This window comes from Streptomyces rubellus (assembly GCF_036323805.1).
Lineage (GTDB): Bacteria > Actinomycetota > Actinomycetes > Streptomycetales > Streptomycetaceae > Streptomyces.
In genome coordinates, this window is the sequence record NZ_JAZDCX010000006.1 from 220,284 (window position 1) to 244,502 (window position 24,219).

A 24,219-nucleotide genomic window follows, 5' to 3' on the forward strand; every position below is an offset into this window, starting at 1 on the left:
AATGTAGCAACGGACGCCGGAAACTCGTCTGTCAGTTGAGAGTTACCTGGCGATTGGTGAATCCGCTGCGCGCGCGCCGCTCGTCGGCGGTCAGCGGGGCGGTGGACTCCAGCGCCTCGCCGAGCCGTTCGGCGAAGGCCGCCGCGGGCTTCTCGCACTCCTCCGCGCGCATCGCGCCCGGCAGGTCCCACACCGGCACGACCAGCCCGTGGGCCCGGAAGGAGCCGACCAGCCTGGTGTCCTCGCCCAGCGACGAGGCACCCGCGGCGTGCAGCCGGGCGAGCGCGTCGAGCAGCCGCTCCTCGGAATGCGGCATGACCCACCGCAGATGGTTCTTCTCCGGAGTCTCGCACCAGTACGCCGCCTCCACACCGGTCAGCCGGGCGGTTGGCAAGGCCGCCGAGTTGGCGCGTTCCAGTGAGGCGGCCACTTCCGGGCTCTGGTTCCCGGCGTCCTCCACCCAGAACTCGAATCCGTCGTGCACCTCCGGCACGAAGGGCGCGTCCAGGTCCAGCAGGTCCTGCAGCCGGGGGGCGTCGGCCGCGGTGCGCTCGGCGGCCACCGGGCTGCCCGGCCGGGCCTTGAGCGCCCGCAGCAGTACGTCGGCGAGGTCCCGGCTGACGTCCCCGGAGGGGGTGTCGTTCTGCAGCCCGAGCAGGACGGCGCCGTTGTCGCGGCGCAGGGCGGGCCAGGCCATGGGCAGGACGGTGGCCAGCGTCAGCGAGGGGACGTCGGCGGGCAGCCCGTCCCCCAGGGTGAGCGGCGCGGTCGCGGCGGGCACCAGCTCGCGCAGCGCCACCCAGTCGCACTCCCCGGGCAGTCCCTCGAACGGGCGACGGACGAGCTCCGTCACCGCCTGCGCCGCGGCACGCCCGTGGCAGGCCTTGTAGCGGCGGCCCGATCCGCAGGGGCAGGGCTCGCGGGCCCCGACGGCGGGGATCTCCCCGCCGGTGAGCTGCGGTGCGGCGGCCTTGGTCTGGGGGCGGCGCTTCTTGGCCATGGCGTACGGATCTCCCGGTCGTACGGACGCTGTCGGCGCGAGCCTAGCCCGTACCACCGGAGGGTCACGCGTACGCGGAAGACGCCTGAGACACCGGGAACACCGGAGACACCGCCCCGGGTGCCCGCGGGGCGGTCAGCCGAAGTCCTCCAGGTCCATCAGGTCGTCGAACCTCATCGACGAGCCGAGGTCGTCGGACTCGGACGGCGGCACCACCGCCCAGACCGTCACGCAGCCGGGCACCACGCCGTACCGCACACCCCAGTCGCGGGCCAGGGAGGTGATGATCGACAGACCCCGGCCGCCCCGCGCCGTCACCGACGGATTGGACAGCCGCGGCCGGGTCGGGCCCCCGCCGTCCGTGACCGAGACGCTCACCCCGCCGTCGCCCGTACGCCCCCAGGCCGCCCGTACGCACTCGCCCGGGCCGATGGGCCTGGCGTGCCGGTACGAGTTGCTGAGCAGCTCCGAGAGAACGAGAACCGCGTCGTCGACGACCGCTTCCGGCATACCGGAGCCGAGCAGTTCCTCGCGCATCCGCCGCCGCGCCGTGCCCACGCCCGCCGGACCGTGGGGCACGGCCATCGTCGACGACGTCGGCGCTTCCTGTGCAACCACCAACGCCACCCCCGAGACCTCCTTCGTCACCCCACGCCACGGGATGAATGCCCCTTTGTCCGTGCGTGGAAACCGTCCGGAGCGGTCCCGTGACGAGGCTCTCGGCCGAAGCCGGCCGACTCCGGCCGCCGTACGGGCCGAGTGCGCCGGGGCACCACCCCCCCGCCGTTCCCCCGCTCCGCCCGCCTCCCCCGGCCCCCGTCAGCTCTCCTCAGCGCTCCTTCAGTGCTCCTTCAGTGCTCCTTCAGCTCCTCGAGCTGGGCCAGCACCCGCCGGGGCCGGTTGGTGATGATGGCGTCCACACCGAGCAGCGCGCACAGCTCCACGTCGGCCGGATCGTCCACCGTCCACACGTGCACCTGGTGGCCCATGCTGTGCGCGAGCGCCACGTACTCGGGGTGGGCGCGCAGGATCCGGATGCTCGGCCCGGCGACCGGCACGCCCGGCGGCAGCCGCCCGTCGCGGTGGCGGGGCAGCAGGAACTGCATCAGGTAGACGGTGGGCAGCCACGGCGCCGCGGCCCGCACCCGGTGCAGGGAGCGCGCCGAGAAACTCATGACCCGTACCGGAATGGCCGGATCGTGACGGGCGAGCACCCGCAGCAGTTCCTCCTCGACCTGCCCCGCCCAGCGGGTCGGGTGCTTGGTCTCCACCGCCAGCTCCACCCGGCGGCCCGCCGACGCCTGCTCCTCCACCAGCCGCAGCAGCCGTTCCAGGGTGAGGACCGAGGTGTGCTCGCGGCTCTCGGTGTCCGGCGACTCCCGGGTGTCGCCCCAGCCCTTCCAGGAGCCGAAGTCCAGGGCGGCCAGATCGGCCAGCTCCAGCGCGGAGACGGCGCCCCGGCCGTTGGAGGTACGGTTGACGCGGCGGTCGTGCACGCAGACCAGATGGCCGTCGGCGGTGAGCCGCACGTCGCACTCCAGGGCGTCGGCACCGTCCTCGATGGCTCTGCGGTACGCGGCCAGGGTGTGCTCCGGGGCGTCCTCGGAGGCCCCGCGGTGGGCGACGACGGAGATGCGGCGCCGGGAACCGGACGGCACCCGGTCGGTCTCATTGCTCACCGCGTTATGGTGCCACCCCGCCCCGCGCGGGGCGGCCGACGGGGGCGTCCGGACGGGTGCGCTTACGCCGGTCTGACGCCTCATGGGGGAAGCTGGCGTCATACACCTGAACAATCACACCGCGCTCCGGGCGGTGTGTGACTGTCGTGTACCTGAGGAGAGAGCTGTGAGCACCGAGAACGAGGGCGCAGCCGACAGGCCCGCGTCGGACGCCCCCGTGCCGCCCCCGCCGGCCGAGCGGTCCGGCGCCGACGGCGCCGCCGCGCCCAGGACACCGAACGACGTCCCGCCGGAGGACTACGACCTCCAGGCCCCCACCCACGCACCGGCACCGGCGGCCGATGACCCGTCGACGGCCGTCCTGCGGAAGATCGACCCGGACGCGCCGCCCCCGCACTCCCCGGACCCCCGGTCCCAGCAGCACCAGTCCCAGCCCCGGCCGCAGGAGCGGCAGGACCCGCCGACCACCCAGTTCGCGACGACTCCGCCGCCCCCCGCCCCGGCCCGGCCCCACACCCCCCAGTCCCACGGGACGCACGGAGCACCCGGGGCGCACGGAGCCCACGCCCCGCACCCGGGAGAGCCCCACAACCCGTGGGGCGCACCGGACGGCGGCTACGGTGACGGCTACGGCGGCGGCACGCCCCCGCCCCACACCCCCGGCACCACCGCCGCCTCCTGGGGCGCCCCGCTCGTCCCGCCGGCGCCCCCGGGTCCGGAGCGCAAGCGGGGGCGCTTCGGCGGCCTCATCGCCGCCGTCGTCGCGGCCGCCCTGCTGGCGGGCGGCGTCGGCGCGGGCGTCGGCTTCTGGGCCGCCGACCGCGCGAACAGCGGCACCTCGACGACCATCTCCTCCGACGGCACCCTGGAGCAGGTCAACCGTCCCCCGGACTCCGTCGCCGGGATCGCGGCCAAGGCCCTGCCCAGCGTCGTGACGATCGAGGCCGCGGGCGGCGGCGAGAGCGGCACCGGCACCGGCTTCGTGTACGACCAGCAGGGCCACATCATGACCAACAACCACGTGGTGGCCAGCGCCGCCGACGGGGGCGACCTGACCGCCACGTTCTCCGACGGCCGGAAGTACGACGCCGAGGTCGTCGGCCGCGCCCAGGGCTACGACGTGGCGGTCGTCAAGCTCAAGGACGCCGGCGGAGCCAAGCTGACCCCGCTGCCGCTCGGCGACTCCGACAAGGTCCAGGTCGGCGACGCCACCATCGCGATCGGCGCCCCGTACGGCCTGTCCGGCACGGTCACCACCGGCATCGTCAGCGCCAAGAACCGCCCGGTCGCCTCCAGCGACGGCCAGGGCGCCCAGGCCTCCTACATGAGTGCCATCCAGACCGACGCCTCCATCAACCCGGGCAACTCCGGCGGCCCGCTCCTCAACGCCGAGGGCGCGGTCGTCGGCATCAACTCCGCCATCCAGTCGGCGCCCGGCGGCGGCCTGGGCGGTGCCCCGGGCAGCATCGGCCTGGGCTTCGCCATCCCGATCAACCAGGCCAAGCGGGTGGGCGACAACCTGATCAAGACCGGCGAGCCGGTCTACCCGGTCATCGGCGTCCAGGTGGTCACCCAGCAGCAGAGCGACGACGGCGCCCGCATCATCGAGGACGCCGAGGGCGGCGACGAGCCGGTCACCCCGGGCGGCCCGGCCGACAAGGCGGGCCTGCGGGCGGGCGACGTGATTACCAAGTTCGACGGCGTGGTCATCGACAGCGGCCCCACCCTGATCAGCGAGATCTGGGCCCACGAGCCGGGCGAGAAGGTCACGCTCACCTACGAGCGCGACGGCAGGGAAGCCCAGACCGAACTGACCCTGGGCTCCCGCACGGGCGACTGAGCCATCCCACCGGCCGTACCGGCTAGGCTGTCCCCACGCCGCACGCCACCCGGCGCGCGGCGTGGGGAGGCTTGCCCGAGCGGCCTAAGGGAACGGTCTTGAAAACCGTCGTGGCGGCAACGTCACCGTGGGTTCAAATCCCACAGCCTCCGCACTTCAACGGCCCCTGACCAGCGCAAACGGTCGGGGGCCGTCGCTGTCCCTGCTGCCCGTCGGCGACCGCCGTTCCCCCTGTGGTCTCCGGTTCCTCCGGGACCGGCCGGGGCCCGGCGCCGCCCGTACGGTGGGATGGGAAACCGTCGGCCTCCCGGGGCGTCAGTGGCCGGTGGCAGGCTCGCCGGTATGAGTGCTCAGGTGCGTTTGAGAGACGTCGGACCGGCTGACCTGGAGGAGTTCTTCGCGCAGGAGCACGATCCCGAGGCCGTGCGGCGGTCGAACTTCCCGCCCCGGGAGCGGGGGGCCTTCATGGCCCACTGGACGACGAGGGTGCTCGGTGATCCCACCGTCTTCGTGCAGGCCGTCACCGTCGGCGGAGAACTGGCGGGCAACGTGGTGGCGTGGTGGGACGAGGGGCGGCGCTTCATCGGGTACTGGCTCGGCAGGCGGTACTGGGGCCGGGGCGTCGGTACGCGGGCGCTGGCGCTGTTCCTGGAACGGGAGGAGGCCCGCCCCCTGCACGCCGATCCCTTCGCCGGGAACACCGGCTCGGTGCGGCTACTGGAGAAACACGGCTTCCGGCGTACCGGGACGGTCCGGTACGGCGATCACGAGCACATCATGCTGGTGCTCGACTGAGGACCTGCTCCGAGGGCTCCCGGCGAGACACGCGGGGCGGGCGTCTCCCCGGTTCCGCCGGGCGGTCCGGACGGAACCGCGCGGGGACGCCGGGATGCCGGGGCGCCGGAGTGAACCAGGTGCACCGCGTCGTCGTCCACCGAGATGGCCGAGTCCTCTCGGGGACACGACTCGGCCACCGGCCGGAGGGGACGGCCCGTGGCCCGCGAGCCGGGAAATCGAAGTCAGGGAAGCGGGACGGCAGTGCGCGGCGAGAACGAACACGACCAGGGATCGACGGACTGCAGGCCGCGCTGACGGCACGGTCCGTGATGAAGGGCTGGGCCGAGGGCCTGGAACTCATCGAACTCGTCCGGGCCGCGCACCGTGCGGGCTGGCTCGAACGGCTGCGCGACGACATGAGCGCCGCCGAGCTGGCGTCCGTCACCGGGGTTTCCGCCGAGCAGGTCTCGAACGTCCTGGCCGTTCTCGTCTCGGCCGGTGTGGTGCAGGACGGCGAGAAGTCGTTCCGGCTGAGCCCCGCCTTCGACGCGCTCGTCGCCGGGGCCTCCGGCGTCGACGTGTCGACCGTGCTCGGCGGCGTGGAACTGGCACGTGCCCAGGTCGCGCAGGCTGTCCGGCCGACCGGCCAGCAGCGTCGCCCCGACGGTGAGCAGGCGCTGCGGCTTGCCCGCGACTGGGGAGTGCGGGCGACGCCCGGGGCCCGGCAGCTGTACGGGATGCTCTACGAGACGCTGGGCGACTACCGGGACCGGCTCGAACAGGGCGGTCCCCTGCTGGACGTGGGCAGCGGCGTCGGCGGCGCGCTGCTGACCACGCTCACCCTGTTCGACGGGCTTCGCGCCGTCGGCGTCGAGACCGTCCCGGAGGTCGCGGCCGAACTCGGCCGCCGTGCCCGGGACGCCGGTGTCGCCGATCGGGTGGACGTCCGGACCGCCGACGCCCGTGTCCTGCGCGACGAGTCGATCTTCACGGTTTCCTACTGGGCACAGGTGTTCTTCCCCGCGGAAGCCCGTGCGGACACCCTCGCTGCGATCTTCCGCGCGCTGCGCCCGGACGGCCTGCTGCTGGTGCAGGAGCTGTTTCCGCCGGAGAGCGGACCGGAGGAGCCCTCGACACGCACCCGGCTCGACCGGCTCTTCTACCGGCAGCAGCACATCGCCTGGGGGATGTCCGCCGAGGACCTGGCCGCCGAGGGGCACGCGGCCGGATTCCGGGACACCCGGATCGTCGCCAGCCCTCTGGGCAGGCTCGTCGTCATGCGCAAACCCGCCGGCTGACCCGCTGGTCCGTTGATCCGCCGGCCCGCACCGGGGGTTCCGCGCCCCGGTGGCGTGCCGCGCCCGTCGACTCGCTGTCACAGGCGGGTGATAACCCTTGTGCCCGTGACCGCCTTCCGCGACTTCGACTTCAAGCTGCTGGTCGTCGAGAAGCTCATGTACTGGGACCGGACGCTCACCCCGCCGTTCAGCATGAGTGCGTACATGCGGAAGAAGAAGGGCGTCACCAGCCTCTACGACTACGTGGAGGACAACGGCCTGGCGTACACGGTGCTCGACGAGGCCCGCGACTTCTTCGAACGGCTGCACATCGGTGACGAGTTGCTGGCGACCGTGGACACGCTGGTCCTCGACGGCGGCCATCAGGTGTACATGGAGTGCGCCCCGGTCTGGGACGGTGAGGACGACCTGTCCGACGTCCGCTCGCTCGACGATCTCCCCCTCCTGCCGAACCTCGGGCGCATCATCGGCGCGGACTCCTGCGGGATCGACGTCCCGGGCAAGCACGAGACACTCGCGGCCCGGGACATCGCCGTCGACTGATCGCGGGCGGCCCGGCGGGCCGGGGCGGGGTCATGGCCAGTCGAGTCGGGATTCCCCCTTTGAGGCTTCAGCTTCCTCGGCGGATCAACCGTGTAGCCCATTTCCCGCCACGTCTCCGCGGCGGACTCGTGGGCGTCGCGGACGGCGGCCTTGAGCTGCACTACTCGCCACTCCCTGAGGCGCCGGTCGAGGACGGTCTGCCAGTCGTCCTCGGGCGTCGCCGGAACCTCAGCCCCGGTCCGGCGGCGGCAGCGGTGGCGGTGCTGACGAAGGCGACGGTGACGGCGGGAGCGGCGGCGGGGCCAGGGGCAGTGCCAGCCGGAAGCGGGCGCCCTCGCCGAGGGCGGTCTCCAGCTCGACGTCGCCGCCGTGGGCCCGGGCGAGGGAGCGGGCGATGGCGAGTCCGAGCCCCGCGTCGGCGCCGTCCGAGCGGTTCCGGGAGCGGTCGGTCCGGTAGAAGCGGTCGAAGACGCGGTCCGCCTGCCCGGCCGTCATCCCCGGTCCCTCGTCGGCCACTTCGAGTACGGCGCGGCCGCCCGCCGTGCCGACGCCGATGCGGACGGGGGTGCCCGGCGGGGTGTGGGCGGCGGCGTTCCCCACGAGGTTGGCGACGACCTGCCGCAGCCGGCCCTCGTCGGCGTGGACCGGGGCCGGGCCGGGCGGGCCGGTGCCGCCCGGCCCGGTGAGCTCGACCGGGCGGGACGCGTCGAGGGCGCGCAGATCGTGCCGGGCGTCGCCCGCCAGGGTGCGCAGATCCATCGGGGCCCGGTCGAGCTGCCCCTCGGGGGCCTCGTCGAGCCGGGCGAGCAGCAGCAGGTCCTCGGTGAGGGCGGTGAGCCGGGTGGCCTCGCGCTCGATGCGGCGCATCGCCCGGTCGACGTCGGCCGGCCCGGGCAGCCCGCCCATCCGGTGCAGCTCGGCCGAGCCCTTGATGACGAAGAGCGGGGTGCGCAGCTCGTGGCTGACGTCCGAGACGAAGGTACGCATCCGGGCCTCGGACGCCGCCCGGTCGGCGAAGGCCCGTTCGAGCTGGCCGAGCATGGTGTTGAGCGAGGCCGCGAGATGCCCGATCTCCGTGCCGGGCGGGGCGAGGACGGGTACGCGCCGGGTGAGGTCGCCGCCGGCGATCGCGGCCGCCGTGTGCTCGATCCGGCGCAGCGGCCGCAGGCCCCGGCCGAGGGCGAACCAGCCGACCGCGGTGAGCAGGACGAGCAGGACGGCGCCGCCGGCCAGGCTGCTCGTCCGCAGCCGGGCGACGGTGGCGTCGGCCTCGGTGAGCGGCGCGGCGGCGATCACCGTCCCGTCCCATCCGGTGGCCGGCCGGGCGACGGCCCGCCAGCGTCCCGAGCCGTCCGCGGCGGGCAGGCCGACGGCCGTCCCGTCGGCGGGGACGGTGCGCAGTGCGTCGCGCGGCGGCAGGGCCGCGCCGTCCAGCCGGGGGGAGTGGACGTCCCCCGCCATCGCGCCGTCCGCGTCCAGGTACACCAGGTACGGGGCGCCGAACAGGTCGAGCCCGGGGCCGAGGAGTTCGGGACGGGCGCGGGCACCGCCCACCTCGGGCGGCCCGGTGGCCGGGACCCGGGAGAGGAGCTCGGTGAGCGAGCGCAGCCGGTCGTCCATGCGGTCGATCTGGTAGCGCTCCAGATGGTCGGAGACGACCGCGCCGACGAGGCCCAGCCCGGCCAGCAGCAGGCCCGTGGTGAGCAGCAGCAGCCGGGCCCGCAGCGAGAGCCGGTGCAACGAGAGTCGGTACGGCGAGAGTCGGTGCGGCGGGTGTCCCGGTGGCCGCCTCACCCGCCTCACCGCCGGGGCTCCCGCAGCACGTAGCCCACGCCGTGCACGGTGTGGATGAGCCTGGGCTCCTCGGTGTCGACCTTGCGCCGCAGATAGGAGATGTAGGTGTCGACGATGCCGGCGTCGCCGCCGAAGTCGTAGGCCCACACCCGGTCGAGGATCTGCGCCTTGGACACCACGCGCCCGGCGTTCTCCATCAGGTAGCGCAGCAGCCGGAACTCGGTGGGGGAGACGCGGACGGGCCGCCCCGCCCGCGTCACCTGGTGCCCTTCGGGATCGAGCGCGAGCGTGCCCGCCGTCAGCACGCCGGTCCGGTTGCCCGTGGTGCGGCGGAGGATCGCGCGGATCCGGGCGATCAGCTCCTCCAGGTCGAAGGGCTTCGTCACGTAGTCGTCGGCGCCGAGGGAGAGGCCGGTGACCTTGTCGGCCTGGCGGTCCCGGGCGGTGAGGAAGAGGACGGGCACCGGCCCGCCGGGGCCCGCCGCGCGCCGCTCGCGCAGCCGCCGCACCACCTCGAAGCCGTCCATGTCCGGCAGCATGACGTCGAGCAGCACCAGGTCGGGGGGCTCCTCGGTGGCCGCGGCGACCGCCTCGGCACCGGTCGCCGCGGAGGTCACCCGGAAGCCGGCGAAGCGCAGCGTCGCGGAGAGCAGCTCGCGGACGGTGGGCTCGTCGTCCACCACCAGCAGCCGTTCGGCGCCGCCTTCCCGGGGCGTCATGACCCCGGGCACCCGGGCCTCCCGGGCCTCCCGGGTCTCCCGCGCCTTCTGGTCCGGTCGCTCCACGTCGGCCAGGATACGGAGGACCGGCTCCGGGGCCCGCCCGCGAGCGGTCCGCCGGGTACCACGGGCCCGCACATCACACGTCACGGCGCCGGAAGACGACGAACGCGACGGCCAGCACGGCGGCGACGCCGAGGCACATCCCGCCCAGGTTCAGCCAGGGGTGCGGGTAGTCGGGATCCGGGACCGTCGCGAGGACCGCGGCCGCGCCCGCCGTCGGCCAGAAGTCGAGGAGGCCCTCGAGCCAGGCGGGGAAGAGGCCCGCGAGGCCGGGCACCAGGAAGATGATTCCCACCAGGGTGGTGAGCGCGCCCGCCGTGGCCCGCATGAGCGTGCCGAGACCGGCGGCGAGCAGCGCGATCGCCGCGAGGTAGAGCCCACCGCCCGCCACGGCGGAGAGCACCCCGGGATCGCCGAGCCCCGCGCTGGGCACGTCCTGCCCGCGCAGGAGGGCCTGGCCGATGAGGAAGGCGGCGAACATCAGCGCCTGGCCCGCCACCACGGCGACGGCGGTGGCCACCACCAGCTTGGCCGCCAGCAGCCGGTGCCTGCGGGGTGTGGCGGCCAGCGAGGTCCGCATCAGGCCGGTCGCGTACTCGGAGGTGACGACCAGGGTGCCCAGCACACCGATGATCAGCTGGGCGACGATGTACGTCGTCAGGCTGAGGCTGGTCGGATCCCAGTCCTGCCGTTCCTCGGCCGTCGCGTCCGTGTACTGCGTCCCGGCGGAGCTCATGGACAGGAACGTGATGCCGAGTCCCACCCCGAGGAGACAGGCCAGCGTGTACCAGCTGGAGCGCAGGCTGCGGAATTTGATCCACTCCGCGCGGAGGGTGTGGGCGAAGGTCACCCGGGGCGCGGCGGCGGGTCCGGTGTCGGACCCGGCGGCGGCCGCGGTGGCGGCGGGCTCGGTGGTGTGAGGGGTCATGCGACGGCCTCCCGGTGTCCCCGGTACTCGACGCTGTCCCTGGTCAGTTCCATGAAGGCGTCCTCCAGCGAGGGTCGCTGCGGGGTGAGTTCGCTGAGCGGGACGCCGTGGTGGACGGCGAGCCGGCCGATCTCCTCCCCCGTCAGGCCGGAGACGAGGAGCGAGGATTCGGGGCCCTCCCGCACGGTGGCCCCGGCGGCGGTCAGCCGGGAGGCGAGGGAGTCCGGCTCGGGCGTGCGGACGAGTACGGCGCCCTCGCCGCGCGTACGCAGGAACTCGCTCATGCCGGTGTCGGCGATGAGCCGGCCCCGGCCGATGACGACCAGGTGGTCGGCGGTCTGCGCCATCTCGTTCATGAGGTGGCTGGAGACCAGCACCGCCCGGCCCTCGCGGGCGAGGGAGCGCATGAAGGCCCGGATCCAGCGGATGCCCTCGGGGTCGAGCCCGTTCACCGGCTCGTCGAAGATCAGCACCCGCGGGTCGCCGAGCAGCGCCGCCGCGATGCCGAGCCGCTGCCGCATGCCGAGCGAGAACCCGCCGACCCGTCTGCGGGCCACGCCCTCCAGCCCGGTCCGGGCGAGCACCTCGCCGACCTGGTGCCGGGGGAGGCCGTTGCTCGCGGCGAGCGCCAGCAGATGGCTGTACGCCGTCCGGCTGTCGTGGACGGCACCGGCGTCGAGCAGCGCGCCCACCTCGGTCAGGGGCACGGGAAGATCGCGGTAGCGGCGGCCGCCGATGGTGGCGGAACCCCGGGTGGGGGCGGCCAGCCCCAGGATCATCTTCATGGTGGTGGACTTGCCGGCGCCGTTGGGGCCGAGGAAACCGGTCACCTGCCCGGGCTCGACGGTGAACGACAGGTCGTCCACCACGGTGTCGGGGCCGTACCGCTTGGTCAGTCCCCGTACGTCGATCGCTGTCATGGGACGGATCCTGGCGGGCCGGTCCGGCCGTTCCCTGAGAGCTTCTGGGAGAACCCTGTGAGTCCGGCGCCCCGGGCCGCGCCCCGGCGCCCGCCCGTGCGCCGCCGGGACGGACCGCTCACAGGAAACCCTCGGACGACGGCCGCGGAGGATCAGCCGGGTACGGGCCGAGGGGACGGGGCCGAACGGGTGGTGCGGTTGTGCGGTGGTTTATCGACACGTCGTCATTCGTGCGGGGGAATGAGTCGTTGGCGGCGGTTTGCCGGGTTTCCGGTGGGCAGTCTGGTGGCGCGACGTCGCTGAACCGGAAGAAGCCCAACGGACGCTCCTGGAGGAGGACATGGCAGGTATCCGCACCGTCCGCCCCGTCGCGGCGGTGCACGTGCTTCACCGGCTCCGCTGAGCCGACGGGGTGCCGGCCGGGCGGGGAACCGGCGGGTGCCCGATGGGAGAAGGGATGCACGGCGCGGCCGCACCGGGAGTGCGGCCGCGCCGTCGTGTGCGGGAGGGGGACACGGGGGACTCCGCGGGGACCCTGAGAGGGGGCCGGTGCCCCCCTACACCCCCGGGAGGTGTATCCGGCGCCTCCCCTCCGACTTGAGGGGGACCCGGCATCGGGACCTGCGGCCGATTCCGGCGCAGGGCGCGGAACCTAGCGTTGGGCCATGACCACTCAAGGGGGAACCACCGCGGCCGGGGCGCGCCTGACGTTCACCTCGTACGTACGGGCGCGCGGCCCGGTGCTGCTGCGCACGGCCCGCTCGCTCACCGGCAACCCGGCCGACGCCGAGGACCTGCTCCAGACCGCCCTGGCCAAGACCTATCTGGCCTGGGAGCGCATCGAGGACCAGCGCGCCCTCGACGGCTACGTGCGCCGCGCGCTGCTCAACACCCGCACCTCGCAGTGGCGCAAGCGCCGGGTGGACGAGTACGCCTGCGACGAGCTGCCCGAGCCCGAGACGGCGGTGCCGGCGGACGACCCCGCCGAGCTGCAGGCGCTGCGCGACGCGGTGTGGCGGGCGGTGCTGAGGCTCCCGGCCCGGCAGCGGGCCATGGTCGTCCTGCGGTACTACGAGGACCTCAGCGAGGCGCAGACCGCCGCGGTGCTCGGGGTATCCGTCGGCACCGTCAAGAGCGCGGTGTCGCGGGCGCTGGCCAAGCTCCGGGAGGACGTGCATCTGCTGGCCGAGGCGCGCGGCACCGCGCCGGACGAGGGGGACGGGACGAGGACGGCGGCAGGCGCGACGGCGGGGACGGACGGCGCGGCCGGTGCCGCGGAGGTGCGGGATGTACGGGACGGCGTACGGGCGGGCCGCCGCGCCGAGGGCCTCGGGACGGGACCGGTGACGGCCGCCGCCGCGTAGCCGCGGTAGGCACGCGGCACCGCGTACCGGAAGGGACGTGGGGCGGCGGAGCGCGGCGGAGGGCGGTGACACCTCCGGTCCGCCCTGGTGACATACCGATCGGTCGGTGGCAGGCTGCCGGAGGAACGACCGCGCCGCCCGCGGGCGGCGCCCGTATCTCTCTTCGGGAGGCCCGGTGCTGAGCACGATGCAGGACGTACCGCTGACCGTCTCGCGCATCCTGCGTCACGGCACCACGGTGCACGGACGGTCGCGGATCACCACCTGGACCGGGGACGGCGAGCCGCGGCGGCGGACGTTCGCCGAGACCGGGGAGCGTACGGCCCAGCTCGCGCACGCCCTGCGGGACGGGCTCGGCATCGCCCGGGACGACCGGGTGGCCACCCTGATGTGGAACAACGCCGAGCACGTCGAGGCGTACTTCGCGATCCCGGCCATGGGATCGGTCCTGCACACCCTCAACCTCCGTCTCCCGGCCGAGCAGCTGGTCTGGATCGTGGGCCACGCCGCCGACCGGGTGATCCTGGTCGACGGCTCGCTGCTGCCGCTGCTCGCGCCCCTGCTGCCGCGCCTGGACACCGTCGAGCACGTCGTGGTCGTCGGCCCCGGCGACACCTCCCTGCTGGACGGCTGCCGCCCCGCCGTCCACGACTACGAGACGCTGCTCGCCGGCCGGCCCACCGCGTACGACTGGCCGGAGCTGGACGAGCGCACCGCCGCGGCCATGTGCTACACCTCCGGCACCACCGGCGACCCCAAGGGCGTCGTCTACTCGCACCGCTCCGTCTACCTGCACTCGATGCAGGTCAACATGAGTGAGTCCATGGGGCTGACGGACGCCGACACCACCCTCCCCGTGGTGCCGATGTTCCACGTCAACGCCTGGGGGCTGCCGCACGCGGCCTTCATGACCGGCGTCAACATGCTGATGCCGGACCGCTTCCTCCAGCCCGCCCCGCTCGCCGAGATGATCGAGGCCGAGCGCCCCACCCACTCCGCGGCCGTCCCCACCATCTGGCAGGGGCTGCTGGCCGAACTGGCCGAGCGGCCGCGCGACATCTCCTCCCTGCGGCACGTCACCATCGGCGGCTCGGCCTGCCCGCCGTCCCTGATGCGCGTCTTCGAGGAGCGGCACGGGGTGCGGGTCGTCCACGCCTGGGGCATGACGGAGACCTCCCCGCTGGGCACCGTCGGCCACCCGCCGGGCGGGCTGAGCGAGGAGGATGCCTGGCCGTACCGCGTCAGCCAGGGCCGCTTCCCCGCCTCCGTCGAGGCGCGGCTGATCGGGCCGGACGGCTCCGAGATGCCGTGGGACGGGGAGTCCGCCGGTGAGCTGGAGGTGCGCGGGCCCTGGATCGCGGGGGCGTACTACGGGGGCGCGGGCGCCGAGCCGATCCGCCCCGAGGACAGGTTCAGCCCGGACGGCTGGCTGCGCACCGGCGACGTCGGCACCATCACCCCCGACGGCTATCTGACGCTGACCGACCGCGCCAAGGACGTCATCAAGTCCGGCGGCGAGTGGATCTCGTCGGTGGAGCTGGAGAACCAGCTCATGGGCCATCCGGCCGTCGCCGAGGCGGCGGTGGTGGCCGTGCCCGACGAGAAGTGGGGCGAACGCCCGCTGGCCACGGTCGTCCTGAAGGAGGACGCCGGGGAGGTCTCGTACGAGGAACTGCGCGACTTCCTCGCCGACAAGGTCGCACACTGGCAGCTCCCCGAGCGCTGGGCGGTGATCCCGGCGGTGCCGAAGACGAGCGTCGGCAAGTTCGACAAGAAGGTGCTGCGGGCGCGGTACGCCGGGGGCGAGCTGGACGTCACCCGGCTCTAGGCGGTTCCGCCGCCGCGTCCGGCGCGCCGGTCCTGCGCCGGACCCGGCCGTAGGACCCAGCCGCGGACCCGACCCCGGTCGTAGGCCTTCCGCCCGTTACGCCGCCGTGGCGTCTCACCTACCGTCCTCACCATGGACACGACGGGCGTACTCGACGAGGCACTCCAGCGACTGCACGGCTCGGGACCGGAGCGGTGGGGACGGCTCACCAACCACGCGCCGATGGTCGTCGAGGCCCTCGCCGCGCGCGGCCGGGCCGACTCGGTGCACCGGTGGCTGGACCTGTACACGCACAGACTCGAGGACTTCCCGTCCGGCGTCGAACCGGTCACCGCGGCGAACTGGCGCCCGGCACTCGGCGATCCGCGCCGCGCCGCCGACTGGATCGACCACTTCGGCCGCGCGCTCGCCGAACGCCCCTGGCGCGAGGTGCTGGCCGAGTGGTGGCCCCGCCTCCTGCCCGGTGTGCACGGCGGCGCGACGCACCCGGTGATCCGGGTGGGCCACGCGGTGCGCACCCTGCTGGCCGGGGAGGCCACCGGGCCGCGGCTGGCCGAACTCGCCCACGGCCTCGGCTACTGGGCCGCCCGGCACCACCCCGTGCCGCACCTCGCCGCGCTGCCCGGCGCCGACGGCGCTGCCGCCGCCCTCGACGCGGTGGAACCCCTCGCGGAACAGGACGGCGGCTTCGACGACCGGCTCGGCCGCGTCACGGGCCTGCCGGTGTGGACGGCCGCGGACGCGGTCACGGACCCGGCCGAGGCGCACCGCCGCCTCACCGAACTGGTGCGGGCGGCCACCCACCGGTACGCCACCCACGGCCACGGCGAGCCGACGATGCTGGTCCACGCGGCCACCGCGCCCAACGCCGTACTGCGCACCCTGCCCGCGCTGCCGCGCGAGCTGTGGGTACCGAGCCTGCGGGCCGCCTGGACGGCGTCCGCGGCGGTGACCGCGATGTACGCGCCCCGCGCGCCGGTCGCGTACGCCCCGCCGGGCACGTTCACCCCCGAGGAGGTCCTCGAACAGGCCCTGGCGCACGGCGACGAACACGTCGTCAAGCTGACCGACACGGCCCTCGACGTCGGCGGCGAGCAGGCGCTGGCGGCGGCGCTGCGCTGCGTCGAGCTGAGCGAGCCGCTGACCTGAACCGCCGGCCTGAACCGCCGTCAGGCGTACTGCCCCGGAGGCCGGGGCCGGGGTCGCGGCCGGCGGTCAGCCGGCCCCGGCCCCGATCTTCGCCAGCAGGTCCACGATGCGCGACTGCACCTCCGGGGTGGTGGAGCGCTCGGCGAGGAAGAGCACCGTCTCGCCGGAGGCCAGCCGGAACAGTTCGTCCGGATCGATGCCCGTGGAGGTGTAGACGACGAACGGCGTGCGGTTGAGCAGGCCGTTCACCCGCAGCCAGTCGATGATCCCGGCCCGGCGGCGGCGCACCTGCATCAGGTCCATCACCACCAGGTTCGGCCGGATCTGCTCGGCGACCTGCACCGCGTCCGCGTCCGTGGGGGCGTGCGCGGTGTGCATGCCGCGCCGCTCCAGCGTCGCCGCGAAGGCCTCCGCGATCTCCGCGTGCTCCTCCACCAGCAGCACCCGCGGCGGGTGCTGCTCGCTGTCGCGCGGCGCCAGCGCCTTGAGGAGGACGGCCGGGTCCGCGCCGTACGCCGCCTCCCGGGAGGCCTGCCCCAGCCCGGCCGTCACCAGCACCGGCACCTCGGCGGCGACGGCGGCCTGGCGCAGCGACTGCAGGGCGGTACGGGTGATCGGGCCGGTCAGCGGGTCCACGAACAGAGCCGCCGGATACGCCGCGATCTGGGCGTCCACCTCCTCGCGGGAGTGGACGATCACGGGGCGGTAGCCGCGGTCGGTCAGGGCCTGCTGGGTGGAGACGTCCGGCTCGGGCCACACCAGCAGCCGCCGGGGGTTGTCCAGCGGCTCGGGCGGCAGTTCGTCGTCGGCGGGCATCGGCACCGGCGGTCCGGCGGCCGGGGTCACCTCGACGGCGCCCCCCGGACCGTCCAGCGGCTCCGGTCCCTCGGCGGCCCCGGCCTCGGGCGCGCCGATCGCGAACTCCCGTCCGCCGCCGTCCGCCGACCCGGGTGCGGGCGCGTGGGGTGCGGCCGGGGGGTGGGGAGGCTGGGGCGGCTGCGGTGATTGAGGTGACTGGGACACGGACGGCTGCCGGGACGGAGCCTGCGGCTGGGTGCCCGGTACGGCACCGGCGGCCGCGGCGGCGGCCGCCGCGGCGCGCTCGCCCTCCTCGGGCGGGGCCGCCAGCTTGCGGCGGCGGCCCGGGGCGGTGCCCGCGGCGGGGGCCGCGGGCTGCTGTCCCGCGGCCGGCTGTTGCTGGGGCGCCTGGGGCTCCTGGGGAACGGGGTACTGGCCCGACTGCTGCCCCGACTGCGGTACCGGGTACTGCCCCGAGTGCTGCTCGTTCCCCTGGCGGCCGAAGGGCACCCCCTGGCCGAGAGTGCGCACGCTGACACCGGAGGTGTGCTCCGAGGAGGTCTCGCTGCCCGGCATCGGCAGCGCCCGGTGCCGGGGCGCGGCCGTGGGCGGCACCGCGCCGCCCAGGATGGGGCTGGCCGCGACCACGGTGAGATCGGGCCGGGAGGACTGCTCGGGGTCCTCGGCCTGGCCGTGCTCGGCGGTCTGCCCGGGCTCGGGACCGGGTCCGGGGGCCTGCGCGGGCGTACCCGCCTCGCCCGGGGACGGCTGCGGCTGCGACTGTGCCTGCGGCTGTGGTTCGGGCACCGGCGGAGCGGCCTGTGGAGCCTGCGGGGCCGGCGGCCGGGGCGCCGCCTCCGCAGGCGTCTCCTGGGCCGGCGGTACGCGGCGGCGCCGGCCGGTGGGCCGGTCGCTCTCGGGTGCCGGGGCCTCGGGAACCCCGGACCCCCCGGAACCTCCGGGAACGGGGAAAGGCGGTGGTGTCCGGGTCTGGAGACCGGTCCGTGCCTGGGGCTGCTGTGGCTGCTGGGCCTGCTGCTGTGCGGGTTCCGGAGCCGGAGCCGGGGCCGCGGGCGGCAGCGCGAACGCCGTGCGCTCCGGCGCGACCTCGGGTTCGGCGGCCCGCCGGGCGCGCCGGCCGCCGCCCGGTCCCGCCTGCTGCGGGAAGGCGGGCACGCCCGTCCCGTTCGGGGACGGGGCTGGGACCGGAGCGGGGCCCGGGGTGGAAGAGGAGGACGGCTGCGGCATCGCGTGCGCACCGCTGTGCGCGTCGCTCTCCGCACCGCCCTCCGCGCCCGCGGTGTCCGTGCGTTCCTCGACCGGGGCCAGGGCGCGCCGTGCCCGGCGGCGCCCCGTACCGGCCGGGACGGGCGGGGCACCGCCGCCCCCGTCCGTCCCGGCGGAGACGGGAAAGGGCGCCGGGGACTGCTGGGGCCGCGCGGGCACGGGCACGGACGCGGGAGCCGTACCGCCGCTGCCCGCGGGCAGCGCGATCGCCCCGCCGCCCGTCCGGCCGCCGCCCACACCGGTCTCCGTCTCCCCGGTCTGCTGCGCGTACGGCACGTCCCGGGCGGACTGCTGTGCCGGATCCGCCGCCGGTGGCGGCGCCTCGGGCCGCTGCGCCGCCCGGCGCCGCTCCGCGACCTCCGGGTCCGGGGAGCCCACCGGCACCTCCAGGACGTAGCTCTCGCCGCCCGCCCCCGGCACCCGGTGGGTCTGCAGCACACCGCCGTGCTGCCGCACGATCCCGCGCACGAGCGGCTCGTGGACCGGGCTGCCGCCGCCGTACGGCCCGCGCACCTCGATCCGTACGACGTCGCCGCGCTGTGCCGCCGCCACCACGATCGTCGAGTCGCCGGTGGCGGCGCCCTGGACGGCGTTGCCGGTCGCGTCGACCCCGGCGACATCGGCCACCAGGTGCGCCAGCGCCTGCGCCAGCCGCACCGGGTCGACCTCCACGTCGACGGGCGGGGCGTGCACCGCGAACTGCGCGCGCCCCGGCCCGATCAGCTCGACCGCGCCCTCCACACCGGCCGAGACGACCTCCTCCAGCGGCACCGTCTCGCGCCGCAGCCTCTCGCCGCCGGAGTCCAGCCGCTGGTAGCTGAGCACGTTGTCCAGCAGCGTGGTCATCCGGGTGTAGCCGGCCGCCAGGTAGTGCAGGATCTGGTTCGCCTCCGGCCACAGCTGCCCGGCCGGGTCGGCCGCCAGCCCGCCCAGCTCGCCGCGCAGCTGCTCCAGCGGCCCGCGCAGCCCGCTCTCCAGCAGGGACAGCAGCTGCCGGTGGCGCGCCGCGAGCTCGTCGTAGGCGGTGCGGTCGGTGAAGGCCAGCACCGCGCCGACGAGCTGGTCGCCGTCCCGCACGGGCGCGGTCGTCATGTTCACCGGCACCGCGCGGCCGTTCTTGGTCCACAGCACCTGCCGCCCGCGCACCCGGTGCTTGCGCCCCGAGCGCAGGGTGTCCGCCAGCGGTGTCTCCTCGTACGGCAGCGGGCTGCCGTCGGGCCGGGAGTGGTGCACCAGCGGATGCAGCTTCTGCCCGCCCAGATCGCTCGCCCGGTGGCCGAGGATCTGGGCGGCTGCCGGATTGACCAGGACGATCCGGCCCTCGGTGTCCACCCCGATCACGCCCTCGGCGGCGGCGCGCAGGATCATCTCGGTCTGGCGCTGCTGCCGGGCCAGCTCGGCCTCGGTGTCGACGGTGCCGGTCAGGTCGCGGACGACCAGCATCAGCAGCTCGTCACCGGTGTAGCCGTTGCCGCCGTGGTCGGCGAAGGCGGCCTCGAAGGACGACTCGTAGGGGGTGCGGCCGTCCAGGTTGGCGCTGGTCACCTCGACCACGAACTGGCTCCCGTCGGTGCGCCGCGCCACCATCCGCTTCGGCTTCGTACGCGGCTGCGGGACGTCGTCGGGGCGGCGCATCGAGCCCGGGATGAGCTTGGAGTCGAAGTCGGGCAGCAGATCCAGCAGCCCGCGCCCGACCAGGGCGGTACCCGGTGACTCGAAGACCTCCAGCGCGATGCTGTTGGCGTTGACGACCGTGCCGTTGCAGTTCACCAGCAGCAACGCGTCCGGCAGGGCGTCCAGTATGGCGGCGAGGCGAGCAGCGCCTCGGGATGGCCTGCTGCTCACGACGCATCCTCCCTGCTGACCAGCCAGTGCCCGGTGGCGGCACCGGGAGCGCGGTGGGTGTGCCGTTCTCCTGTGCGTGCCACTGGGGGGAGTCTACGGCCAGCCGTAGCGGAAGCGACGGCGGATGCGTGCGGAGCATGCGGAGAACAGGAGACCGGGTTCCGCCCGTGGGTATGGCGTTCGTCACTTCCGCTGGTCGGGGAGGGCGGGCACGAGCGCGTCCCAGCGGGCGATCTCGCAGCCGTCGGTGCGGTCGAAGGCGGCGTTCACCGGGCGGCCGCGCCAGGTCCCGGTGACCCGGGCGGTGGCCGGTCCGCCGTAGATCTGGGCGCACGGGGTGCCCGGCGGGACGGGCTCCCAGGGGCTCGCCGGGCCGTCGTCCGCCCGGTCGAGGGCCTCGCAGGCGGCGAGCGGGTCGGGGTGGCTGCCGCCGGCGGGGTGGCAGTGGAGGGTGTACCTGCGCTGGGTCCGCGTCGTCCCGCCGATGACCGGCTTGCTCTCGGTGACGGTGAAGGTGAGCTGGTCCTGCCGGGCGGGCGAGGCGACGGGCCGGTGCGTGTCGTGCCCGGGCCGGGGGCGTACGGTGTCCGCCGCCGCCGGCACGGCGACGGCGGACAGGACGGCGGTCCCGGCGAGGACGGTCCCGGCGAGGACGGCGGTGGTGCGGTGGCGCGGCATGGCGGCTCCTGTCTGTCTGTGCTGCGGTCCCCCTGCTAACGCGCCGGGCCGGGCGCCGTTGCGCACATCCACCCGCTCGTCCCACGGGAACGCCGCCACCGGTGGGAAAGGGCTTTGCCCGGGGGTGTGTCGTCCGGGTAACGTAGACGCCGATTGGAGACAGTCCGCGGGCTGTGCCATCATCTGCACACACGCGCCGCGGTCACGCGGCCTGTGGGGAGGCTTCGCCTAGTCTGGTCTATGGCGCCGCACTGCTAATGCGGTTTGGGCTTTACCGCCCATCGAGGGTTCAAATCCCTCAGCCTCCGCTCGATCACCGAAGCCCCGGCCCGCGTGGCCGGGGCTTCCGCCGTCGTCCGGGCCGTTCGGGTCGTTTCTGGGCCTCCGCCGGTCGTCCGCGCAGCTCAGACCGCATGGACGCAATGGATTTCGCCTCCGGGCGCGGGTCATGTAATGTTGTTCCCGCAACGACGACCGGCCCGCAAGACGGCCGGAAGGTCAAGCGCTCGTAGCTTAACGGATAGAGCATCTGACTACGGATCAGAAGGTTGCAGGTTCGAATCCTGCCGAGCGCGCAGCAGCTCAGAGCCCCTGCCGGGAGACCGGCAGGGGCTCTTGCGTGTGCGGTGACGGCGGTGGTTGACGGCAACCGCCGGGCGGGAGATCACAAGGTTTGGTGACCGGCTACGGGCCGCCGCCGTCGCTGCCGTCAGCACCGTCAGCGCCGCCGTCGCCCAGGGCGTTCCCCATCCGCGCGAAGGCCGACCGCTGGGCGTCGAGCCGTACGAAGGTGTAGACGTCCATCGTCACGCGGATCGAGCTGTGCCCGAGCACCTCCATGATCATCCGGGCGTCTGCGCCCTGCTCGTGGAGGAGCGACGCGCAGGTGTGCCGGAGATCGTGGAAGCGGACCCGCCGGACCTTGGCACGGGCGCACAGCGCCTCGAAGGAGCGGTTCAGGTTGCGCGGCTCGATCGGCGTCCCGTTCTTCGTGGTGAACACCAGGCCCTGACCCGTCCCCTTCCACTTCTCTCCGGCGGCCCGCCGGTCGGCGAGCTGCTGGGCACGCTGGGCGCGCAGTGCCCGTACGCACTCGGCGGGCAGCGCCACCCGCCGGGCCGACCGCTGCGTCTTGGGCGGGACGATGATCAGCTCACCGCCGACCCGCTGGAGCGCCTGCCGCACGGTCAGCACTCCCTCGTGCAGGTCGACGTCCTGCCAGCGCAGCCCCAGCAGCTCACCGCGCCGCAGCCCGGTCCGTACGGCCAGCTCGTACGCCGCCCACAGCCGGTTGCCCCGGGCCGCCGCGAGGAGCTGCTTCCCCTCCTGCGCCGTCAGCGGCTCGATCTCGCGCTTCGTGCCCATGCCCAGCTCCACGTTCCGGGCGACGTTGCGCGGTAACTCGTCCTCCCGCACCGCGTGCTGGAGGGCGGCCCGCAGGATCACCAGCAGGAAGCGCACCGTGCGGTCCGAGGGGTACTTCTCGCAGCACCGGCCCAGCGCGCAGCAGCGCCGCTTCCGCTCCGGCCGCGCCTCGTCCTTCCCCTGGGCGCAGCACTGGCAGGTGCGGGCGGTGGTGAGGAGGAAGGCGCGTATGTCCCGGGCGGTCAGCCGGGCGACCCTCTTCCGGCCCAGGCCCGGCACGATGTAGTTCCGCACCAGCGACTCGTAGTTGACGTACGTCGTCTTCCGGACCTTGACGCGTGCCACGTGCGCCAGCCAGTAGGCCAGGTACTCGGCCACCGTCATCCGGCTCGTGGCCACCGGCAGCCCGGTCTGCGAGTCGGCCTTGAGGCGTGTCAGCTTCTCGTGCGCCTCGTCCCACGTCCGGCCGTAGACGCTGCGCCGCTTGTACGTGCCGTCGGTGGTGAGGACGTACGCCGTCCCCTCCCAGCGGCCGTCCTTGCGGAGGTAGATGGTGCCCTCTCCGTTGCCGTTCTTCCTGGCCTTGCCCATCAGTCGATCTCCCGTTCCGATTGGCGTGCGATGTAGTCGTGCAGTGCGGCCTCACTGACGCGGCGGCACCGGCCGATGGTGAGAGAGGCCAGCTCCCGCGAGCGGATGAGGTTGTAGACCGTCCACCGGCTGACCTGGAGCCGGGCGGCCACCTGGTCGACGGTGAGGAGAACCACGGGCGCCCCGCGGCCCGGATCTCTCATCCGCACCCCCGGTCGTCGGCGTACAGGGCTTCCAGGTGCGCGATCTCCTCCCGGGCGATCTCGCGGTTCTCGGCGATGTCCCGGCGGATGTTCTCGGCGATCCGCCGTTCGGTGTTGTCGGCGTAGCCGGAACCGGCGAACGACAGATCGGCGCTCACCACCAGGTCGCCGGTGATCCCGAGGCGCTTGCGCGTCTGCTCGGACCGGAACGCGGCACGGGCCGCCCGGAGCGCGGTCATGGTGGTGCTGTAGCTGCGGCTCTTGCTGGAGAAGTGGCCGCCGTAGCCGAACTGGTGGGCCCAGCGCCGCAGCCGCAGCGGTCGGAGCTCCGGCACTCCGCCGAGCCGCCAGGCCGTACCGATCAGCGTGCGGGCATGGGGCGGCACCCGCAGGTCCGACAGCGGCGCCCGCAGGCCCGAGCCGTCGCAGCGCGGGCAGGCACCGGCCAGGCCCGAGCCCCGGCAGTCCGGGCAGTACAGGGGACGGTCGACGGTCCCCGTGCACTCGGCCGCCTTCGTCACGTACTTGGCGATGTACGCGGCCACCCTCCCGGCACCGTCCGTCTCGCCGTCCGCCGCCACGTTCACCGGTATGGGCTGCACGTCCACCTGAGAACCCCAGCCCAGCTCCCACTGTCCGGCCGGACCGTCCGGGGTGACGACCCGGACCAGCGGCACTGTCCGCCGTACCGCCGGGTCGATCAGCCCATGACCGGCCCAGGCCGGAAACGTCTCCCCTTCCTCTGTGGGGTCGAGACGCACGACCGCGTGGAAATGGACCAGGCCGCGCCGCTGGTACTCGGCGACCTTGACGAACGAGACGCGCACCGACCCGGCGAACTCACGGCGGGAGACACCGGCCGCACGCGGTAGTTCCTGGCGCCGCATGAGGTCGGTGAACCGGTGCCATAAGCGACCGGCGTGCGCGTTCCACAGGACGGCCCCGGCGTAGTCGAAGCAGCCCCCGCACAGCGGTTGCCCGATCAGGTCGTCACCGTCCGGATGCCGCTCCCAGCAGGCCGACGGCCGTCCGTGCTCGCACTCGTGGCCACCGCGCCGGGGATGGCAGACCCGATCCGTCGAGGCCGCGTGGACCGGTCCGAAGGAAGGAGCCGTCAGCGTGACGAAGGCCCGCGGCCGGTCGGTGACCGACTCGGGTACGCCCTTGCCGCCGGCGAGCCCGGCTTTCACCAGGTGCCAGGTGTCCCACTGGTAGACGCGCGAGCAGGGTGCGCACCACTGACGGCGGCGGTTGCCGCACGGCACCATCAGCCGCGTCCGTCCGCCGTCGCCCAGCTCGTGAACGACGCTGCCGGTACCGGAGTCGACCAGCCGGACCGTACCGGCGAGGTGGATCGGATGCGCACAGCCGCCGATCCGCCGTACTCCCGCTTCCCACTCCGGGTAGTCCGGCGCGGTCATCCGCTCGAACCATCGGCCGAGGTCAGCCCACTCCCTCTCGGTCATGTCGGGTGGACGAGGTCCCAGATTCACACGTAGTACGTCTTGTGCCACGTGTTCAGGTTAGCATCAGACGTGCTACGTGTTGTA

18 protein-coding genes, 3 tRNA genes and 1 pseudogene are annotated in these 24,219 nt (G+C 74.3%); 10 read left to right on the forward strand and 12 right to left on the reverse strand.

Going from position 1 to position 24,219, the window contains the following annotated elements; genetic code table 11:
* Positions 1–31 precede the first annotated feature (31 nt).
* The 3 genes from V1L54_RS09465 to V1L54_RS09475 all read right to left on the reverse strand — a co-directional run bounded on the left by V1L54_RS09465 (position 32) and on the right by V1L54_RS09475 (position 2,763).
* Entirely contained in the window at positions 32–1,000 is a 969-nt protein-coding gene (locus V1L54_RS09465) for a DUF5926 family protein (RefSeq protein WP_330117458.1), read from the reverse strand.
* Between the two features lie 135 nt (positions 1,001–1,135).
* Positions 1,136–1,663, reverse strand: a complete 528-nt coding sequence (locus tag V1L54_RS09470; protein WP_443076568.1) for an ATP-binding protein — start codon at positions 1,661–1,663, stop codon at positions 1,136–1,138.
* Between the two features lie 188 nt (positions 1,664–1,851).
* Complete coding sequence (locus V1L54_RS09475; RefSeq protein WP_443076557.1) at positions 1,852–2,763, reverse strand: glycerophosphodiester phosphodiesterase family protein; 912 nt, start codon at positions 2,761–2,763, stop codon at positions 1,852–1,854.
* 82 nt (positions 2,764–2,845) lie between these two features.
* On the opposite strand from V1L54_RS09475, the gene V1L54_RS09480 reads away from it, so the two are divergent.
* From V1L54_RS09480 to V1L54_RS09500, 5 genes are all read left to right on the forward strand, one after another.
* A complete protein-coding gene (locus V1L54_RS09480; RefSeq protein ID WP_330117460.1) occupies positions 2,846–4,519 on the forward strand; it encodes a trypsin-like peptidase domain-containing protein in 1,674 nt (557 codons plus the stop codon).
* A gap of 65 nt (positions 4,520–4,584) precedes the next feature.
* Positions 4,585–4,671: transfer RNA gene (locus V1L54_RS09485), tRNA-Ser, on the forward strand.
* 190 nt (positions 4,672–4,861) lie between these two features.
* Positions 4,862–5,314: a GNAT family N-acetyltransferase gene (locus V1L54_RS09490; RefSeq protein WP_330117461.1), complete on the forward strand. Its 453-nt coding sequence runs from the start codon at positions 4,862–4,864 to the stop codon at positions 5,312–5,314.
* Between the two features lie 311 nt (positions 5,315–5,625).
* A complete protein-coding gene (locus tag V1L54_RS09495; RefSeq protein ID WP_330117462.1) occupies positions 5,626–6,594 on the forward strand; it encodes an SAM-dependent methyltransferase in 969 nt (322 codons plus the stop codon).
* 105 nt (positions 6,595–6,699) lie between these two features.
* Positions 6,700–7,137: a DUF6892 domain-containing protein gene (locus V1L54_RS09500; RefSeq protein ID WP_330117463.1), complete on the forward strand. Its 438-nt coding sequence runs from the start codon at positions 6,700–6,702 to the stop codon at positions 7,135–7,137.
* A gap of 228 nt (positions 7,138–7,365) precedes the next feature.
* Here V1L54_RS09500 and V1L54_RS09505 read toward each other — a convergent pair whose 3' ends face one another.
* The 4 genes from V1L54_RS09505 to V1L54_RS09520 all read right to left on the reverse strand — a co-directional run bounded on the left by V1L54_RS09505 (position 7,366) and on the right by V1L54_RS09520 (position 11,561).
* Positions 7,366–8,877 (reverse strand): sensor histidine kinase, encoded by a 1,512-nt coding sequence (locus V1L54_RS09505; protein ID WP_330117464.1) that lies wholly within the window; start codon positions 8,875–8,877, stop codon positions 7,366–7,368.
* 59 nt (positions 8,878–8,936) lie between these two features.
* The gene (locus tag V1L54_RS09510) at positions 8,937–9,650 is read right to left on the reverse strand and encodes a response regulator transcription factor (RefSeq protein WP_330117535.1); all 714 of its coding nucleotides are present in this window, start codon (positions 9,648–9,650) and stop codon (positions 8,937–8,939) included.
* A gap of 139 nt (positions 9,651–9,789) precedes the next feature.
* Positions 9,790–10,641 (reverse strand): ABC transporter permease, encoded by an 852-nt coding sequence (locus V1L54_RS09515; protein ID WP_330117465.1) that lies wholly within the window; start codon positions 10,639–10,641, stop codon positions 9,790–9,792.
* Positions 10,638–11,561, reverse strand: coding sequence for an ABC transporter ATP-binding protein (locus V1L54_RS09520; protein WP_330117466.1), 924 nt, complete (start codon positions 11,559–11,561; stop codon positions 10,638–10,640). The genes V1L54_RS09515 and V1L54_RS09520 overlap by 4 nt, the downstream gene beginning before the upstream one ends.
* A gap of 665 nt (positions 11,562–12,226) precedes the next feature.
* On the opposite strand from V1L54_RS09520, the pseudogene V1L54_RS09525 reads away from it, so the two are divergent.
* The 3 genes and pseudogenes from V1L54_RS09525 to V1L54_RS09535 all read left to right on the forward strand — a co-directional run.
* Positions 12,227–12,742: pseudogene (locus tag V1L54_RS09525) on the forward strand (SigE family RNA polymerase sigma factor); the annotation flags it as partial.
* A 358-nt stretch (positions 12,743–13,100) separates the two neighbouring features.
* Positions 13,101–14,753 carry a long-chain fatty acid--CoA ligase gene (locus V1L54_RS09530; RefSeq protein ID WP_330117467.1) on the forward strand — a complete coding sequence of 551 codons (1,653 nt, stop codon included), beginning with the start codon at positions 13,101–13,103 and terminating at the stop codon, positions 14,751–14,753.
* A gap of 132 nt (positions 14,754–14,885) precedes the next feature.
* A complete protein-coding gene (locus V1L54_RS09535) occupies positions 14,886–15,902 on the forward strand; it encodes a questin oxidase family protein (protein ID WP_330117468.1) in 1,017 nt (338 codons plus the stop codon).
* 66 nt (positions 15,903–15,968) lie between these two features.
* On the opposite strand, the gene V1L54_RS09540 is transcribed toward V1L54_RS09535, so the two are convergent.
* Positions 15,969–19,832, reverse strand: a complete 3,864-nt coding sequence (locus V1L54_RS09540) for a PAS domain-containing protein (protein ID WP_330117469.1) — start codon at positions 19,830–19,832, stop codon at positions 15,969–15,971.
* A gap of 183 nt (positions 19,833–20,015) precedes the next feature.
* Positions 20,016–20,510, reverse strand: coding sequence for an SSI family serine proteinase inhibitor (locus tag V1L54_RS09545; RefSeq protein ID WP_330117470.1), 495 nt, complete (start codon positions 20,508–20,510; stop codon positions 20,016–20,018).
* 217 nt (positions 20,511–20,727) lie between these two features.
* Between V1L54_RS09545 and V1L54_RS09550 the strand changes: the two genes are divergently transcribed.
* Positions 20,728–20,818: transfer RNA gene (locus V1L54_RS09550), tRNA-Ser, on the forward strand.
* A gap of 194 nt (positions 20,819–21,012) precedes the next feature.
* Positions 21,013–21,085, forward strand: a tRNA-Arg gene (locus V1L54_RS09555).
* Between the two features lie 109 nt (positions 21,086–21,194).
* Here the strand turns inward: V1L54_RS09555 and V1L54_RS09560 are convergent.
* The 3 genes from V1L54_RS09560 to V1L54_RS09570 are packed head-to-tail and all read right to left on the reverse strand — an operon-like array spanning position 21,195 to position 24,135.
* The gene (locus tag V1L54_RS09560) at positions 21,195–22,466 is read right to left on the reverse strand and encodes a site-specific integrase (RefSeq protein WP_330117471.1); all 1,272 of its coding nucleotides are present in this window, start codon (positions 22,464–22,466) and stop codon (positions 21,195–21,197) included.
* Positions 22,466–22,642: a helix-turn-helix domain-containing protein gene (locus V1L54_RS09565; RefSeq protein ID WP_443076558.1), complete on the reverse strand. Its 177-nt coding sequence runs from the start codon at positions 22,640–22,642 to the stop codon at positions 22,466–22,468. The genes V1L54_RS09560 and V1L54_RS09565 overlap by 1 nt, the downstream gene beginning before the upstream one ends.
* Before the next feature lie 23 nt (positions 22,643–22,665).
* A complete protein-coding gene (locus V1L54_RS09570) occupies positions 22,666–24,135 on the reverse strand; it encodes a replication initiator (RefSeq protein WP_330117473.1) in 1,470 nt (489 codons plus the stop codon).
* Between the last annotated feature and the right edge of the window lie 84 nt (positions 24,136–24,219).